This is a genomic window from Ramlibacter sp. AN1133 (assembly GCF_037890035.1).
GTDB lineage: Bacteria > Pseudomonadota > Gammaproteobacteria > Burkholderiales > Burkholderiaceae_C > Ramlibacter.
Window position 1 is genome coordinate 176,031 of sequence record NZ_JBBKTQ010000009.1, and the last position, 16,633, is coordinate 192,663.

At 66.2% G+C, this 16,633-nt stretch carries 18 protein-coding genes; 14 read left to right on the plus strand and 4 right to left on the minus strand.

The features are described 5' to 3' along the window. Positions 1-28: 28 nt before the first annotated feature. Together WG923_RS14860 and WG923_RS14865 are read left to right on the plus strand one after the other, a co-directional pair. Positions 29-469 carry a hypothetical protein gene (locus tag WG923_RS14860; protein WP_340351767.1) on the plus strand — a complete coding sequence of 147 codons (441 nt, stop codon included), beginning with the start codon at positions 29-31 and terminating at the stop codon, positions 467-469. A gap of 81 nt (positions 470-550) precedes the next feature. Then, the gene (locus WG923_RS14865) at positions 551-958 is read left to right on the plus strand and encodes a hypothetical protein (protein ID WP_340351768.1); all 408 of its coding nucleotides are present in this window, start codon (positions 551-553) and stop codon (positions 956-958) included. Positions 959-969: 11 nt separating this feature from the next. On the opposite strand, the gene dnaG is transcribed toward WG923_RS14865, so the two are convergent. Genes dnaG through WG923_RS14880 form a run of 3 tightly spaced genes read right to left on the minus strand, consistent with a single transcriptional unit; the run spans position 970 to position 3,836 of the window. Further along, positions 970-2,667 (minus strand): DNA primase, encoded by a 1,698-nt coding sequence (gene dnaG / locus WG923_RS14870; protein ID WP_340351769.1) that lies wholly within the window; start codon positions 2,665-2,667, stop codon positions 970-972. Between the two features lie 48 nt (positions 2,668-2,715). Further along, positions 2,716-3,228, minus strand: a complete 513-nt coding sequence (locus WG923_RS14875; protein WP_340351770.1) for a hypothetical protein — start codon at positions 3,226-3,228, stop codon at positions 2,716-2,718. A 41-nt stretch (positions 3,229-3,269) separates the two neighbouring features. After that, positions 3,270-3,836 (minus strand): hypothetical protein, encoded by a 567-nt coding sequence (locus WG923_RS14880; protein WP_340351771.1) that lies wholly within the window; start codon positions 3,834-3,836, stop codon positions 3,270-3,272. Positions 3,837-3,938: 102 nt separating this feature from the next. Here WG923_RS14880 and WG923_RS14885 point away from each other — a divergent pair, with 102 nt between their 5' ends. From WG923_RS14885 to WG923_RS14935, 11 genes are all read left to right on the plus strand, one after another. After that, positions 3,939-4,334, plus strand: coding sequence for a hypothetical protein (locus WG923_RS14885; RefSeq protein ID WP_340351772.1), 396 nt, complete (start codon positions 3,939-3,941; stop codon positions 4,332-4,334). Further along, on the plus strand, positions 4,335-4,859 hold the full coding sequence (locus WG923_RS14890; protein WP_340351773.1) for a hypothetical protein: 525 nt from the start codon (positions 4,335-4,337) through the stop codon (positions 4,857-4,859). Beyond that, a complete protein-coding gene (locus WG923_RS14895; RefSeq protein ID WP_340351774.1) occupies positions 4,856-5,008 on the plus strand; it encodes a hypothetical protein in 153 nt (50 codons plus the stop codon). The genes WG923_RS14890 and WG923_RS14895 overlap by 4 nt, the downstream gene beginning before the upstream one ends. Before the next feature lie 39 nt (positions 5,009-5,047). After that, positions 5,048-6,538: a secretion/conjugation apparatus DotM-related subunit gene (locus tag WG923_RS14900; RefSeq protein ID WP_340351775.1), complete on the plus strand. Its 1,491-nt coding sequence runs from the start codon at positions 5,048-5,050 to the stop codon at positions 6,536-6,538. A gap of 11 nt (positions 6,539-6,549) precedes the next feature. After that, positions 6,550-7,485, plus strand: a complete 936-nt coding sequence (locus WG923_RS14905) for a thioredoxin fold domain-containing protein (protein ID WP_340351776.1) — start codon at positions 6,550-6,552, stop codon at positions 7,483-7,485. Next, positions 7,482-7,997 (plus strand): hypothetical protein, encoded by a 516-nt coding sequence (locus WG923_RS14910; protein ID WP_340351777.1) that lies wholly within the window; start codon positions 7,482-7,484, stop codon positions 7,995-7,997. Before WG923_RS14905 ends, WG923_RS14910 begins: the two co-directional genes overlap by 4 nt. Further along, on the plus strand, positions 7,994-10,843 hold the full coding sequence (locus WG923_RS14915) for a type IV secretion system DNA-binding domain-containing protein (RefSeq protein ID WP_340351778.1): 2,850 nt from the start codon (positions 7,994-7,996) through the stop codon (positions 10,841-10,843). Before WG923_RS14910 ends, WG923_RS14915 begins: the two co-directional genes overlap by 4 nt. Positions 10,844-10,944: 101 nt before the next feature. Continuing rightward, positions 10,945-11,994 carry a hypothetical protein gene (locus WG923_RS14920; protein WP_340351779.1) on the plus strand — a complete coding sequence of 350 codons (1,050 nt, stop codon included), beginning with the start codon at positions 10,945-10,947 and terminating at the stop codon, positions 11,992-11,994. Between the two features lie 18 nt (positions 11,995-12,012). Then, entirely contained in the window at positions 12,013-12,792 is a 780-nt protein-coding gene (locus WG923_RS14925; RefSeq protein WP_340351780.1) for a hypothetical protein, read from the plus strand. 21 nt (positions 12,793-12,813) lie between these two features. Further along, positions 12,814-13,485: a hypothetical protein gene (locus tag WG923_RS14930; protein WP_340351781.1), complete on the plus strand. Its 672-nt coding sequence runs from the start codon at positions 12,814-12,816 to the stop codon at positions 13,483-13,485. A gap of 120 nt (positions 13,486-13,605) precedes the next feature. Continuing rightward, positions 13,606-14,100, plus strand: coding sequence for a hypothetical protein (locus tag WG923_RS14935; RefSeq protein WP_340351782.1), 495 nt, complete (start codon positions 13,606-13,608; stop codon positions 14,098-14,100). Between the two features lie 17 nt (positions 14,101-14,117). On the opposite strand, the gene WG923_RS14940 is transcribed toward WG923_RS14935, so the two are convergent. Continuing rightward, positions 14,118-15,443: a Fic family protein gene (locus WG923_RS14940; protein ID WP_340351783.1), complete on the minus strand. Its 1,326-nt coding sequence runs from the start codon at positions 15,441-15,443 to the stop codon at positions 14,118-14,120. Between the two features lie 205 nt (positions 15,444-15,648). On the opposite strand from WG923_RS14940, the gene WG923_RS14945 reads away from it, so the two are divergent. Next, positions 15,649-16,626, plus strand: a complete 978-nt coding sequence (locus WG923_RS14945; protein WP_340351784.1) for a hypothetical protein — start codon at positions 15,649-15,651, stop codon at positions 16,624-16,626. The last annotated feature ends 7 nt before the right edge of the window (positions 16,627-16,633 follow it).

A 16,633-nucleotide genomic window follows, 5' to 3' on the forward strand; every position in this document is an offset into this window, starting at 1 on the left:
CCGAATTACATCGAAGGGAACGTTCTAAATGAAAAAGGACATCATCGTGCTGTGCTTCGGCGTTGGTCTGGCGATCTCCTCAGGAGCGCAGGCTGGTGACTGCAACATCACGTTCGCGACGAATAGCCGCCTGAACACGCGACTGGTGGAAAACGGCTTCCAATTTGCGGGCTTCGAGCGCGCCTGCGCGAAGTTGAAGGCGGCCAATGCCGGTGTGGTGATCTATTCGACCAGCACCGTGCTGCAGAGCCGCTCCATCGGGTGGGCGGTGGTCGTGGTGAAGGATCTTGCCACGGGACTCGCAGAGGGGCGGTATTACGGGACCGAGACGATCACGAACGCCGAGGCCGGTGTGGACGTCGCCGACAGGCTTTCGTACGACGCGGCGATGGAAGCGATGGCTGGCCTGAACTACGATGCCGCCTTGCAGGACTTGAAAGCGAAGCTGGACGTGCACGGAAAGAAATAGGCGGGCTCAGACGGAAGCGGCAGAATTCGGGATCTCCAAGACTTGCGCGGCCCTCGGGCCGCTTCCTTTTTTGTTTACGCGATGACCCTGGACGAACTTCGATCTGCGACCGACGCCTTTTTCACGCTGCATTGGCCGCAGGCATGGGGCTGCGCTCCACGGTGGAGCGACAGGTGGTCAATGCAGACGGCAATCCCGCAGCCCCAGCTGCCCGGTGTGTACGCGATGGCGAGAGACGAAACCGTGGTCTACATCGGCAAGGGTGAGCGCGAGATCCCGGCCGGACTCGGCATACGCCTCGCCGCGCACGTCATCCGGGCGGTCCGCCGCGGCGGACCTTACACGCTGCGCGAGAAGTGGCAGGCCGCGGGGGTCACCGGCGTCTACACACTGGCGATCGCATCAGAGCGCCAGTACCTGATCCCGGCGCTCGAGTCGTACTTGATTGGCCACCCGCCTGGGCGGCCCGAGATGAACCAGCGTAGGTGACGGCGATGGCGTCAGGCGCGCTCGCCCGGCAGGGTTGACCTCAGAAGTTCTTCGCCGCCCACCTCTCCCCGGCGGAAGCGTTCCAGGAGTTGCTGCTGCTGCGATCGCGCGCGTTCAGCGGGGATGACCTCCGTGCACCGCGCCAAGAGGCTTCGCTGCGCGGCTGCTACGTCGCTCTCGGTGTCCTGGGCTTGTGGATCGCATACGGCCTGCGACAGCGCCATCCAGAACGGTCGCTCTGCCGGGCCGAAGGCGTCGAACTGCAGGGCGAAGAAGGCGTCCTGCTGCCGCGGCTCCAGCAGGTCAAGCACTGGCTCGGCGTGCTGCATTGCGGTCGCAGGCTGCGCCTTGGCTGCGGCGGCCAACGCCTCCCATGCGCCTGCGGGCGCCGCCGCAGCGGCGGCCTGCACTGGCCGGCGCGCGAGGTGCTCGAACTCCGCGTGCGTGAGCTGGCTGCCGCGCTCGACCTCTTGCTTCAGGAAGCGATACAGCCTGGTGCCGTACGGTAGGCGGCTGATCATTGCCATGCCCTCGCGCACGAACCCCGCGCGGTTTTCGGGCGTCGCTAGCTGGTTGTGGCGCTGCGCGAGCTCCAGCATGAGGAAGGTGGAGAGGGGGAGGGCTGCGTTCACGCGGGCCCGGTAGGCCTCCGCGCCCTCCTTGAGGATCAGCTCGTCGGGATCGAAGCCATCCGGCAGCATGAGGAAGCGGAACGTGTGCACGTCGTCGGCCTGCGGCAGCGATGCTTCCAGGGCGCGCCAAGCCGCCTTGCGCCCTGCGGCGTCGCCGTCGAATGCGTAGATGGTCTCCTTGGCCAGCGCCATCAGGCGCTCGACATGCTTGCCTGTGCAGGCGGTCCCCATGGAACAAACCGTCTCGGCCAGGCCATTCATGGCGTGTGCCACGGTGTCCAGGTAGCCCTCGGTCACGATCACGCGGCCGGTGGTGCGGATCGCGTCGCGGGCCTCGTAGACCCCGAACAGCACCGAGCCCTTGTCGAAGGCGAGGGATTCGGGCGAGTTCAGGTACTTCGCCTCCGAGCCATCCAGCTCGCGGCCGCCAAATCCGATGAGGCGCCCGCGCGGGTCCCGGATGCCGAACATCAGGCGATCGCGGAAACGGTCGTAACGCCGGCCTTCCTTGGTGACCACCACGAGCCCTGTGTCCTCCAGCGCCTTGTTGGTGCGGTAGTCGGGAAATGCCTCTTCGAGGCCTTGCCATTCCGGAGGGGCGTAGCCGATCATGAACTGGTTGGTGGCTTCCGCCGGGACGCTGCGGCTCTTGAGGTAGTCCTTGGGCTTGGCGGTGTGGATCAGGCAGTGCCGGAAGAACGCCCAGGCGGTCTGGTTGGCCGTGACCAGCCGCTGCAGGGCAGCTTCGCGCTCCGCGGCCTGCTGTGCGGCAAGGGGCGATTGCGTGGGAAGGACCATCCCCACAGAGTGGGCGAGTTCCTCTACCGCCTCCCGAAAGCTCAGGCCGGCGTGCTCCTGCAGGAACATGATGGCGTTGCCGTTCTTGCCGCACCCGAAGCAGTGGAAGAACTGCTTGGCCGGAGTGACCGAGAACGAGGGACTCTTTTCACCGTGGAAGGGGCACAGCCCGAAGAAGTTGCCGCCGGATTTTTTCAGCTGCACGACCTTGCCGACTACATCGGCGATGTCGACACGCGAGAGGACGTCGTCGATGAAGCTCTGGGGGAGAAGCTCCATCGACGGCCGCTGAGGCCGTTCGGATGGGCGATGCAGCATGGAAGCGGGTTAGCTGGCCGCGGCGACGTCGCGGGCGGCCTGCGCGATCCGGGACTGCCAGGCCTCGCAGCTACGCGACACATCGAGCGCCTCCTGCAGCGCCTCTGCAGGGTCCAGATCGCGGGACTGCAGCACCCTCTGCACGGCGCGCGCGATGGTGAGGTCCCCGTGCTGCACGCCGCCGGCGTGGATCACCGCGTCCGTCACCTCGACGTGCCGTGCCAGGAACGCCGCCAGCTGGCCCATGGAAAGTGGGGAGAACTCGGACGGGATCTGGCCTTCCGGACTGACCAAGTGGAAATCCGCGGCGGGGGCGCCGCCCGCGTCGGATAGCAGCAGGCGGCATCCGGTTGGCTGGCGATCCATCACCAGCACCAGGACGGAGGTGGGCGCCGAGGCAGCTCCGATCGGGAGTTGCATCTGGACCAGTTCGACAGGGGGGGTGACCATGAGGTTGCCTAGGAAGTTGAGGGTGACGCCGCGCCGCGAGGCGGCGCGCTCGATGCTGACGACACTGGACATGGTGAGTACCTGTTCGAGCGTATCGCAGCGCGATGCAGAGATCAGGCGGCCGCCCGCATCCTGGGCGCCTTGGACTGACGCTCGGCGAGGATGGCCACGGCCTTGTCGTAGAAGGGAGACAGCGGCCCGGTGGGCTGCCGGCCGAGGTTGGCCAGGTCGAATTCCAGGGTGACCGGGATCACGCCGGAGCTTTCGAGCTCGCGAGCGGCTTCCAGCAGCCGGGCATAGCGCTCGCCCAGCGCCTGCTCGGCGCGCGCGCGATCCGCCAGCGGCCGGCCCTGCGTGGCCACGATGGAACGCACGGCCGTCGCCTCCAGGCGCTCGGCACACAGCGCCAGGTTGCGCGACACCGCCTCGAGGTCCTGCACCGGCCCGCGCGCCATGCCCGCCTTCGTCTGCGTGTACAGCAGGTACAGCTGCTCGCCCACCGGGAGCAGGGACTCGGCCAGCTGCCTGACCTCGATGGCAGGGTGGGCGGTGAACCCCTTCATCTCCCGCAGCGCGATCGCCTGGGAGAGCACCCGGTGCTCGATCAGAGCGAGCACGCCGGCGTTGAACCCTTCGTCGGCGAGGCGACACAGGCTGGAAAGGTTGACTGGCGAGGACATGGAGAACCTCCTATATTGCGTTCCGCGACATTACAATAGTACAAACTGCGACTGCAGCAAGCAAATGCCAACGATCAACCCCCGCCAGCGGGGCTCCCGCCGATGAGCGCGGAGGGCCCGATTCAGGTTTCGTTCCAGTCCGAGCTGGCCAATGTGCTGTTCGGCTCCGCGGCTGACCCCACGAGGGAACGCCAGGAGGTGGAGCTGGTCCAGCGGTTCGTCGACGAGGTCGCCTCGGCCACCTCGCTGCAGATCTTCAAGATCGCGCCCTACGTCGATGCGATGCTGGTGCCGCACCTCTCCGGGCGCAACAGGCTCGCGGTGGCCAAGCTGATCGAGACGCGCTCTCCGGCGGCCATTGAGAACATGCCGAACCTGCGGCGGCAGCGCGAGCACCTGCGCCGCAGCGCGGAGTTCGCCAAGATCCTTTCGCCGCAGGCCCTGGAACTGATGATCGCGGCGCTGCAGGCCGACGCCAAGCACCGCAAGGGGGCGTAGATGGGCAAGGTCAAGGGCGGCTTGACTTCGTGGCTGAAGGTGCTCGCCTACCCGGTGCTGCGTCCGACCCGCGACATACGGCGCAGCGCCGAATCGCTGCGAGAGCAGGCGAAAGCCAATCGGCAAGGACGCAAACAGCGAGAGGCCGCGGCCAAGGAAGTGACGGAGCTGCTTGCGGAGATGTCACCGGCCGAGAAGTTCGAGCAGACCGTCGAGGCCTGGGGGTGGACCGAGGAGGCGCTCGAGAGCCAGCAGGTGGCGGCGCGCCGCACCCGGATCGCCGCACTGCTCACGGGGGGGCTGGGCTTCTTGGGCCTGCTCGGACTGATGCTGGTGCTGCAGGGCTGGGTGGTCCTGGTGCTCGCTGCGGTGGCGATCGTTCTTGCGACCGGAGGAGTGCTGCAGGCGGTCCGCTTCGCCTGGTGGGAGTTCCAGCTCCAGTCGCGCACCTTGGTGCCTTTGCGGGCCTTCGTGAGCAGGCCTGATCTGCTCTCGCGCCTGACGTCCTTGAGGAGCCCGCGTTGAACGAGCAGCGGCATGGCCTCGGCGAGCGCGTGCTGCTGATGGGAGTCACGGCCGGAGGCCTCGCGACGGCTTCCTTCATCCTGGACCTTCATTGGCTCTCAAGCCCCTGGCGCTATCTCCTGGCCACCTTGGCCACCTTGTGGAAGTGATCCCCCATGGCACGACACCACGATGACGAACGCGAAACGATGCTTGCGCCGCTCGGCGCGGCGCTCGCGATCCTGTTTACCTTCGGATTTCTCATCTGGATCACTGCCGGAAACCGCATCGTCTTCGGGACGTTGCGGCCCGCGCTGTACGTGGCGGCGATGTACAAGCTCGTCGACGCGCCCTTTGCCCTGGCCTGCTGGAACGAGGTGGTTCGCCTGGTGCAGGAATTCGCCCAGGCGCCTTGGAAAGTGAGCTTCGTGTCCTGGATGGGGTTGGTCGCGCTGGCTTTCCGCCCGCTGGCAGCCGTGGTGATGGTTTGCTACCTGGTGGCGCTGCTGTTCGTGGCCGGAAGCCGCAAGCATTTCAAGCGAAGGTTCGACGCCGTGCAGCTGATGCACCTCACCGTGAAGACCTTCACTGGGATCGCGCCAGTGGTTGCCATTCGAGAGCAGATCGCGAAGAACAAGCATCCGAAGTGGCGCCGCCAGGTGCCGCCGGACGAGGTGTTCCTGAACTACCGCGTGCCCAAGGACGCCATCGGCTTGGCGCCGGCGGGCACGCCGATGATCCGCGACGGAACATTCGACCGCGAGGTGGCACGCACCTACTTCACCGGCATCAGCAGTGCCCCCCAGAACGGCCGACAGCGCTCGGTGATGCTGGGGCGGCAGATCGTGAATCTCGTGGAGGACAGCAAGTTCGCAGCCTCGGTGGTGTTCGCTGACCGGTTGTCCAACGAGGGCAAGGCGCTGCTGGCGTTGTGGACCGCGGTGGCGTTCGGAGGCAAGGAAGGGCGCGAGGAATTCTGCAAGTACCGCGACATGCTCAATCACTCGTCATTCGGAACGCGCGATGGCATGGCGAACCTCTCGCTCGTCCAACCCCTGTACGACAAGTATCGGAAGCACCCGAAGCTTGGGAAGATCTTCGCCATCCACCACTGGGAGCACACGGCCCTGTTCTTCCTGCTCGCGCAGGCGCAGAAGAAGGGCCGCTTCACGACGGCCGAAGTGTTGTGGCTGCGCCCGACCAACCGTGTGATGTTCTTCGCGCTCAACAGCCGCGGCAGCTACACGCCGCACACGGAGGCCGCAGCGACCTTCTCGCAGTTCGGCTTCGAGGAGGCATGTGCACGCAATGGGCGCCTGCCGCTGCAGCGACACCCGGAGGGCGGCCTGATGCATGTGATCTATGTGGAAAAGGCCGTCGACGGACTCGAGCTGGAATACGTGCGCTGGGCGGAAGGCAGCGACGGCGACGACGACTGGTGGCTCAAGTCCGACGTCTGGAGTCGCAGCAATACCGCCGTGATGGAACTCGCTCGCCAGGCCGCCGCTGCCGTTCCCACGGCGCCGATGCCGGGAACCGCGGAGGACCAGGCGACGGACTTCGACCGGGCGTCCTCTGCGCAGGCCGAGGCTGCGGCGCTGGCAGAGCAGCAGCAGTTGCTCAACGAGATTGCCCGTCACGGCGGCAACGACGAGCTGGCCGCGGCCTTCGGCGCTGGCGGCACCACCCACCTTTCCTGAACGCACGCAACATGATGACCATTCGCGAGTTCCTGACCGAGAAGCTGCGCAACTACCTTTCCCCCCCGCTGACGCGCACAGTTCGCGTGGTGCGCTCGATGGGGCTCGCCGTCGAGGTCTCGGAGCCTGGCTCCGGGCCGCGCATGATCTTCAACTTCGATCCGACCAAGGCGTCCGTGGGGCTCAACGGCCAGAACGTGACGATCTGGCCCGATGGCGTGACGAGTGCCGGTCCACAGCAGCTTGGCGGCGCCGGCCCCGCGGTTGCAAGCTGGACCCACGAGGCGCCGGACCGACGCCATGCCGAACGCCTGTACCGGGACATCCAGAAAGCGTTGCATGGCGGCAGCCGCGCCTTCGGTCTCAAGCCGATCCTGGTGGGGGTAGCGGCGGCCGTGGCGATGCTGGTGATCGCCGCGCCGCGCGCGCCGGCAGTTCCCGTGGCGCCCACAGTGAGCACCCAGGCGCCCGTGGGGAACGCGGGGCCGGCCGCATCAGCGGCAACCACCATGCCGGCGTCGGTGCAGATCACCGCCGATGAAGCGAAGCTAGTGGGAGGGCTGCCCGGCGTGAAGCTCGCCGGCACGGGTCCGATCTACTACGTTTTCTCCGATCCGAACTGCCCCTACTGCCGCGAGCTGGAGAAGGCGATCACCATGGTGCCCGGCTTCCAGCCGGTGATCCTGCCTCTGGGGTACAAGCCCGGTTCGCGCGAGATCTCCGCCGGCGTGCTGTGCTCCGCAGACCCGGCCAAGGAGTGGGCCAAGGCCATCGCCGGCGCGAGCGTGGCAAAACCCTGCGACAAGGGTCTGCAACAGGTCGACTCGAACATGAAGGCGTTCGAGCAGCTGCGTTTGACGAGCACCCCCACCATGATCACGCCCAAGGGCGTCTTGGTGTCGGGTGCGGCCAGCCCCGACGAGCTTCGAACCGTCCTGCAGCAATGAGCGAGCACGCAGTCCTCTTCGACGCGGCGCTCAACGCGGCGCAGCGCGCCTGGCACGGCACTGCCATGTTTGCTCGTGCCCGCCAGGAGCGGGGCGCGCAGCTGTTGGACCTGCTGTATACGGGCACCCCTGCGCAGTGGACCGCGTACGTTACCGACATGGCGGGCGCGGCGCTCGCCGGCCCGGCGGTGTCTCTCGGCCTGGACGCCCAGAAGGCCTCTCGCGTCGGCGCCCTGGTCCTGCAGATGGCGTGGTCGGAGCTGCCGCAGGTACAGGCCGAGCGGTCCCCAGCCGCGGCGCTGCAGCGGCTGGAGAGCGGGGTGGCCGCGCTGAGGCATTGGGTGACCACCGGAGAAGGCGCGCCAGGCGGCGACCTCGGGCGGAGCGGGGCGCTCGTCGGGCAGGCGGGTGCACGTCTGGCGCTCATCGCGCCGCTCGTGAGCGCGCTGGGCGTGTGCCTGGTGGTCGTCAAGGCGCAGCTTGCTGGCGCGCAACTGGGAGGTCTGCAATGACACGAACGCAGGACATCGAGCTGCGTCACGAGCTCGCAATCGGCCAAACCATCATCGATCCGCGGCCCGCGACGGAGCGCTTCGCCGAGTGGTTGTCCGAGCCGCTGAACCTGGTGCAGGCGGCGCTTCCCACCGCGTTGGCTACAGCGATCTATCCGCCCCTGGGGCTTGTGACGGTGCCGTTCCTGGCCGGCATCACGCTGGCCCACATCGTGACCAAGCCGGTGCTGCCGGTGCGGTACCCCGTTGGGACGAAGGACGACAAGGGCAAGCCCGGAGTGGGGATCATGCTGGTCGGGGAAATCGCATCCAGCTCTCTCTTCGAGAACTTCAAGGAAATCTGGCTGGGCGATAGCGACCTTCGCATGCACGCGCTGATCCTGGGCTCCACGGGCTCGGGCAAGAGCGAGGCACTCAAGTCGATCTTCTACAACGCACTTCTGTGGTCCAGCGGCTTCTTCATCGCCGATGGAAAGGCGGACAACAAGCTGCCCACCGACGTCTACACGATGGTGCGCAGCATGGGCCGTGATCCGGACATGCTGGTGCTGAATTTCCTGTTGGCGGGCAACACGCCGGAGCAGGTGCGCAGGTCGCGCCGGCGCCGCACGAACAAGCTCAACCCCTTTTCCTCCGCCGACGCGGACACCATCATCCAGATGGGCGCCAACCTGCTGCCCAAGGTGGAAGGTGATGCCAAGAACTGGCAGGAAAAGGCCCTGAACTACTGGCGCTCGGTGGTGCAGGCGCTCGCGTACAAGCGGGACACGCAGGGCTTCGAACTGTCGGTGGCCACCTTCCTGGAGTACATGTCCCTCACGAAGGCGGAGGAGCTGTACATCGAGGGGTACGAGGAGGCCCAGGCCAATCACGGCGAGTGGAGCTACGGCTTTGCCGGTTTGAAGGGGTACCTCGAATCCGGCTGCCCGTCCTACCAGGTCAGCAAGTTGCTGAAGAAGCATGGGTACGGCGAAGAGCAGGTGGAACAGACCCCGCCCGGTTTCCGTGGCAGCGCGCGACCGGGAAAGTCGGGCAAGGAGACCGAACAGGACTCCATGGCCTACGAGCAGCACGCGTACCGCACCAACCAGCTGATCCCGGTGCTGAACCTGCTGGACAAGACGTACGGCTTCATCTTCCGGGACAAGTACCCGGAGATCGACATGACGGATGTGACGCTGCGCAACCGCATCCTCGTCATGCTCATCCCGTCGCTGGAAAAGAGCGCCGCCGAGGCGGAGAACCTCGGCAAGCTGGCGATCGCGTGCCTGCGCGTGATGATGTCCAAGAACCTGGGCGCAGAAGTCGAAGGTGACCACGAAGAACTGCTCGGGTCGAAGGCGACGAACTCGCCGTACCCGTACATCGTCGCACTCGATGAGCTTGCTTACTATTTCAGCGACGGCATCGCGGTGATGTTCGCCCAGGCAAGATCACTGGGAACCGGCATGATCGCCGCAGCACAGGACCTGGAGAAGCTCACCGAAGGGTCTCGTAGCGCGGAGGCCGGTGCGATGCTGGCCAACCAGGTCACGAAGTTCTTCATGCGCATCGACGACACCGGTAAGACCGCCGACATGATCCAGAAGGTCGTCGGCAAGGCCACGGTGGCGGTGCGACGGCACTTCAAGTACGGGGCTTTCGGGTACCACAAGACTGCCGACATCGACGTCGTGGAGCAGGACCGGATTTCCGCCCAGCGTCTCAAACGCTTCAAGCAGGGCGAGGGGATCATCGATGTGCAGGGCCGCACGCACTACATGCGATGGTTCTACATGGGCAAGGACATCGAGAAGCATCAGGTGGACCGCTACTGGGTGAACCGGTTCCTGCAGGTGGCACCCCCGTCGGAGGAGGACGTCGCGGCCAACTCCATCGCCGTCGACGAGATGAACGACCCGTTCCGCAAGGGCCAGGAGCTGCTGCGCATGCTCAGCCAGCAGGTGACGGTGAGCCTGCGCGTTCCCCACGATCCGGTGGTGCAGGCCGTGGCCGATTGCGCCGCGCGGCTGAACCCGCACCTGGGTGCGGAGAGCCGCGCCATCGCTCTGTACGTGGCGGCGCGCAACGCCTTGCGCGCTGTTGGACAAGACCCGGCGGCCGCAGGGGCGAGTCGACGCGGGCAGCACCTGGCGCACAAGCAAGCACCGCGGCAGGGGGAGGAGGACGGCTTCGAGGGCAGCACCCAGCCGGTGGCGCAGGAGCCGGCGGAGCCGCCCAAGGCCTCGCGCATCTTGTCGAACAGCCAGACGGAGCCCCAGGAGGATCAGTCTGGCGAGGATCCGGACTTCGCGCCCGGACCGAACCCGCTCGCCTTCCTCAGCCCGTTCGTGCGCAAGCCCGCCGAAGAGATCCTCGGGCTCGAAGGCGAGGCGGCTGCGCTGCCGCTACCGAGCCCGCCGCAACCGATGCGCGAGCGCCTGGGCGAAGTCATGCGCACCGCCCGGCTGTACACCACGCATGACCCCCGGCTGCGGGGGAAATTCCTCAGCAAGCTGGTGGGCGCGCCGGAGGCGCATGACCCCGGCACGGGCTTGTCGCTCGTGCCCAAGGCAGACTGGATCTCCGACGCCTTCGAGGAGTTCGAGGGTGTGCTGGCGGAGCCGCGCTCGAGCGACCGCACGGTCGTGGGCCTCACGCAGCCCACGCTGACCAAGCTGGAGAAGGTGGAGGAATTGCTGGATAGCCCCGAGCCCAAGGCGGCGGCGAAGTCCGTGGAGCGCGTCGTGGCCGTGAAGGTCACGCCGAACACGCTGCCGCAGGACACGCTGCACGACGCCTCGGACGTGACGGCGTTCTTCGAAACCATGCGAGAGACCCTGGAGCCAGCGCGCGGTGGCCGCTGACGTCCCGGCCTCCGCGCCCTCAGGCATAGCTGGTCCGGCGTTTGCATAGTGGTGTGCCCCTCCCTATGCTGTCCGCAAGTAGATCTAGGAGGGAACTGACCATGAACAGTGCTGCCATTTCGCTGGACCCCAGCCTCGTGGATGCGACGCGCCGGCTGCGCCGTTCTCGCGCGCCGGTTCCGCTGGAACCTTTGCTGGGCCGACTGCAGAAGTTCACCGGCTACGGCTCGCGCCTCTTCGCGCTGATCAAGCGCATCGTGCTGCTGGTGTTGCAGCGTGTGGCTCGCGTGTTCGACGTGCGGCTGGAGCACCAGGGCCTGGAGACTGACCAGGGCCCGGTGGACGCCGGATTCACGGGTGACCCCGATTTCCCTGACCGACCGGCCGCCGCCGCGGCCCAGGCGGTCGAAGAAGTCTCCGATTTCGTGGACCAGGTCCTCAACGACGGCGACAAGGCTGCCGGGCGGCGCGTTGCACAGGTGCTCAAGGGCGGTGGTGCAGACGCCTTTCTGGCGCTATGGCTGGATCGGCTCGCCAGCGAGATGAAGGTCGCCCGCTCCTCGATCGATCAGAAGGAAGGCGACTTGGCCGAGGGCCTGGCCGGAGTGTCTGCGCGCCTGGGTGTTCGGGCGGAGTCGCTTCGGCAGATGCTGGCTGATGGCGCAGATCAGGCGAAGGCGCTGGTGCCCAGTTCCACCGACCCGGAGTTGAACGCGCTGGCCTCGCAGGTCCGCGCCCTGGAGGAAATCAAGCAGCGTCTCCTCAAGCTGCGTTCGAGCTTCGTGGACCACTGCGTGGCGGCCCGGCAACTGGATCCGGACGGCGAATTGAGTGCAATTGCAAACGCTAAATTGACTGCGCTAGGGGATTCCTCCCTCGAAGAAGCCGTCGAAACTGCGTCCGTACATGATCAATCTAGCGATTCGAATACTGTGCACGCGATCGAAAGTACCTTAAACTCCCCTAAAACGGATGCGGGGGAGATTTCTAAAGTCATCTCGCAGATGCCGAGTGTGGCTCCTGCGGCGCCAGCGAAGGTGGGTCGGCGAGCGTTTTACGCTCCTGCCGGCGGATCGGAGCTGTTCCCGAACGAACCTGCAGGCGCTGCGGACGATCTGAACGACGAGCCGCGACACCCCCGAGAACGATAGTCAGTCAGAGGTGAGAAGATGCCCAAGGCCAAGCCGAAGGACGAGATCGAAGTCGATTTGACCCTGCCGCGGGACCGGCGGCCACTGGTCGGCCTGGACATCGAGGAGTGGCGAGGCAGCATGGGCCTCACGAAGGACCGGGCGCGATTCGCCCTTGGCTTTCGCAACACGAACCACTACAACGACGAGTGCAAGTCGGGTGCGCTGAGGCTGGAGACGGAGATCCTGCTGCGCATCTACATGATGTACCCGAACCCTCCCGAGTGGCAGCCGTACGGGCTGCCGGAGCTGTTCGAGTTGATGTACGGCGCGGACCTGAAGCAGTTCGAGGGGACCACCTACTACCTGCTCGCGCGCAACGACATCGGGGCGCGCTTCACGGCGCTGTTCGACAAGACCAAGAACCGCCAGTACGAATGGCTGTTCACGCGCACCGACAAGCAGCCCAAGGCCGGCCCCTACATCGACGCGCTGCTGTGCAAGCTCAAGACGGTGCCCGATCCCAAGGCGGTGCTGGAATCGACCGCGCGCAAGGTACTCGCACTGCGCGGGCGCGACCTCGACTCACTGTTCCCTATCCCGACATTGGCGAGCCCGCCGGTGCGCAAGAAGACCGGCCGGCGCAAGTCCACCGAGGAGAAGGCACCCAAGGCACGGCGCACCGCCGCACCCAGGAAGTCGCCTGCGGCCAAGAAGGCGGCCGCCCCCGCGACGCGCAAAGTTTCCGCGGCGCCCGCTGCCCACAAGGCGGGGGGTGACCGTGCCAGGCGCAAAAAGGCCGTGGCCGAACCGGCCTAAGCCCAGAACCACGAGGACTCAATGGAGCCTACGCCCAAGCTCAAGCAGTTAAAGCAGCCGGACCAGATTTCGATCACCTTCCTGGCGATCGTCGATGGCGCGTCCATCCCGTCGCAGCTGAAGCTGGGTGACCACTCCATGGAGTTCCTGGAGGCCGAGCACTTCGGACAGTCGCTGATCACGGCCGCCTATGGCGCGCACTCCAAGCAGGTGGTGCTCCAGATGGCATCCGAGTGGAACCGGCTCAACGAGAACAAGCAGACTGGACGCCAGCGAGCGCTCCTGATCGACGCCTTCTACCGCGTCGACAACTTCCAGGAATTCAATAAGGGCCTGGCCACCCGCACCTCGGTGGAGGCAACGGGCTTCCTGCACTTCGACCGAGTGATGGCGGAGATGCGCGACGAGATCCGCGCGGATTGGCTCGAGTGGATCGAGGCGGATTTCGCCAACACCCGCGAGCACAAGCGGCTGTCGGAGATGGGGCTCGTGCAGATCGCGCTGGAGCATCCGCGTTACGTCGCGCGCATGATCACCAAGAAGCGCTCACCCAGGTACCAGGTGGTCGTGCATCCTGTACATCCTGCGCGAGCGCCGCAGGAGACGCTCTGGGTCGCCACGATGCGCTACGACAAGGACCGCATCGTGAACCCAGTGCTGCGGTTCATGGCCGGCACGCAGGTGATCGTCTAGGCGCGACGGATGTCTGCGTTGGTGGAAGAGACAGCAGAGGGCCAGTCGACTGGTCCTATTTGGGCTCGGGAACTCCGGGCAAGTCCAGGGCAGACGCCCAAGATCGCGCGCACAAGGCGGATGCTCGTTGGCGCTCTGCTGGTCGGCGGGATCGGGAACGTCGCATTCGCGTATCTGCGAAGCGATTGGCTTCACCTGCTGCGACTATTCGCCGGCTCGAAGGGCTCCCTGTTTGTTCTCGTCCTGCTGCTTGTCTGGGTCGCTTTTTCGAGGTGGCTTGGGCAAGCCCGCTCTTGGGAAACTGCCGTGGTCCGCATTGGACCGACCGTTGTGAACGTCGCCTACCCGCGCGCCGACATGGTTTCTGTGGAGTTTGCCCGATCAGCGATCTCCAGCGTGTGCGTCCAGACGGTCGAGCACATGGGACCAACGGTGTGGATCGACCTGGTGTCCGGGCCCTCCCGAGACTCAGTGGCGAGGGTGGTCAGGTCTGAATTCGGCTCGGGACTCTGGATCGCCGCACCGTTCTACGGACCAAAGGGTTTCCGCCTGTTGTGTTCTGAAGAGGACGCGCAGGCGGTAAGGATCCAGCTCGCGCAACCGATCGCTACGTGAGTTGATCCGCTCCTAGATCAGGCCGGCTCGCGCTCGCGCGCTAGCACCGTCTCCACGTCCGCGTCCCGGTTCTGCCAGGCGTCCACGTCGCCTTCCATGAGGCGATAACGCAGCAGCGCGGCCGCGTTCTGGTGCCGCAGCAAGTCCAGTTCCTTTTCCACGAAGAGGCAGAACTCTTTGTGGTCAGCCGGGTCGACGTCTTCCTCGAAGTCGACGTCGCCGCCCAGGACGACGGCGCGTACCGTGCGGCGCAAGGCGGTGCGGTACTTGACCACCGCCACGTTGGGGTCCAGCGCGGCGCGCATGACGTTGAAGCGTTCGCTAGAACGGATGAAGCCCTCCACGAACACCTCGGACAGCAGCGATACGTTGTTTCGCTCGTAGACGCCCAGGATTCCGTCGATGTAGTCCTTGTGCGTCACGTCCATCCATGACATGGGAACAACGCCGCGCTTGAGCAGCGGAATGCTGCAGGCCACACGCGCCGTGCGCTTGTTGCAGTCCTCGAAAGGCTGCAGGTAGGGCAGGTGCACCAGCAGGAACATCGCCTGCTCGTAGGGGTCCTGGATGTCCTGGGCCTTATCCGCGATCGTGAGGAATTCGCGCTCGATGAGCTCGTGCAGCGAAGGCGGCGAGTACGCGCTGTGCTTGATGCGCACAGGGCCCTTGCGCAGGGTGCCGCACATGGCCGGGTCGCGCAGGAGGTGTTGGGACAGCAGCGCGTGCACGTTCTTCAGGTCGGTAGCACGCGTGTGCAGGTCCATGCGACGCTGCGGATAGTGGATGTTCTCGATCAGGTAGCGCACTGCCTCGCGGTGGTTGAGCACCATGATCGTCTCCTGCTCGCTGGCGCCCTCCTTGGCCATGCCCTCGATCAGCAGCTTTTCGGTGGAGGCGAAGTCGTACTGGTTGCCCTCCAGGCTGGAGGATGCATACGAGAGCCCGCACATGAAGAGCGACTGGTCGTGCTCGGACAGCTCCACGAAGTTCGCGGTGCCGGGGCGGCACTGCTGGTGCAGGCGCTCGCGCTGGACCGCCGTGAGGTAGAACGACTGGTTCGGTACGTATTCGTCGAGGAATGCCTCGTTGTAGCCCACCATCTGGCGCTTTTCCACGGGCTTCAGGAAGTGCCTGCGCGCAGCCTCGTTGCGCAACTCGAGGGAGGCCGTCCAGCGCGCGGTGCGGCCCTGCCCGTTCATCTCCACCCATCCGTGCTCCCGAGCGCGCTGCATCCAGCGGTACACGGTCGTCTGGTGGGCATCGATGCCGATTTCCGCCAGGACGTCCTGCAGCAGCATCGGCATGCAGCGGCCCGCCAGGTAGTCGGCAAGGACGCGGGCCATTTCGTCTGCGGATCGGCGGCTGCCGGTGAGGGTTTCCATGCTTGATCTCCGGATTTGCATTCCCGCCAGGCGGCGGGCAAACTGTCCAGCAGCTCGATTCTGCGACGGTATACACCCACAATCAAATGGACGCGCCGGCTACCTCCTTCCCACCACGCTGCGCCGGCGCGGCGGGCTATCCCGCGGGCCAACCAGGGGAGCAGCCATGAGCCACCTGGGGCGTCGCGTCGAGGGGGACCTCAAGCCCGGCATGGGCGGCACCGTGATCAACGAGAACGCCTCGTCGGGGCGCTGGCCGCGTACCGACGAGACCTATGACATCCTGTGGGACGACGGCTCTGTCAGCCGCCGGGTGGCCAAGGCGATCCTGGAGGAAAACTGGCGCTTCCTTCCGGAGGCCACTCGCAGCCGCGTCGAGTGCCAGAACCGCTGGTACGACTACCTCATGGCGCTGTGCAAGCAGCGCGGCGAGCGCGGGGCCTTGCAGCGCTGCACCGCCGCCGCACCCAGCACCCTGCCATCGGAACCCAGCACTGCCGGCGCATCAGCCCGTATCTCCGACCAGCCGATCGCCTCTGCGGTGTCCTCCGCACGCGCGGTGCGCCAGGCGGTCAAGGGCCTGCTGGAGGAGCGCTACCCCGGAGTGCAGTTCGGGGTGCACTGCGAGCGCCGGGTGCTGAGCGCAGCCTGGATGGACGGGCCGCTGCCCGGCGCCGTATGGAAGGCGCTCTCCGGCATGGTCGACCAGAAGGCGGTGGGCACCGTCCGAGTCGACCGCGCGCTTTCCGAAGTGCTGGTGCAGGCCGCGGTGGACTACGCGCTCTGGCAATGCTGTCCCGATGCGGGCGACCGCGACCGATTGGCCCTGCGGGTGAACGCGCAGGCCTACCTGGACGAGGGGCTCGAGCAGGTGCGTGCCAACGGAGGCCCGGCCTCCGGGGTTCCGTTCCAGAGCCTGGTCCGGTGCGTCCTGGAACGCTGGGATGACTGCGCAGGCGTGTTCCGGCAGACCCGGCGCACGCAGGCGCTCAAGAGCGAGGTGGCGGCACTGTTCCCCCACGGGGACGCGCAGGCCGCGAGCCAGTTCCGCGTGTGCCGCGGTGCGGCCGCCGGGGCGATGCAGCGCACCCGCGACACGCTCTCCCAATTCGCCAGCCCGCGCGCCGAGCGCGAGCGGTCCTGAACTCCAC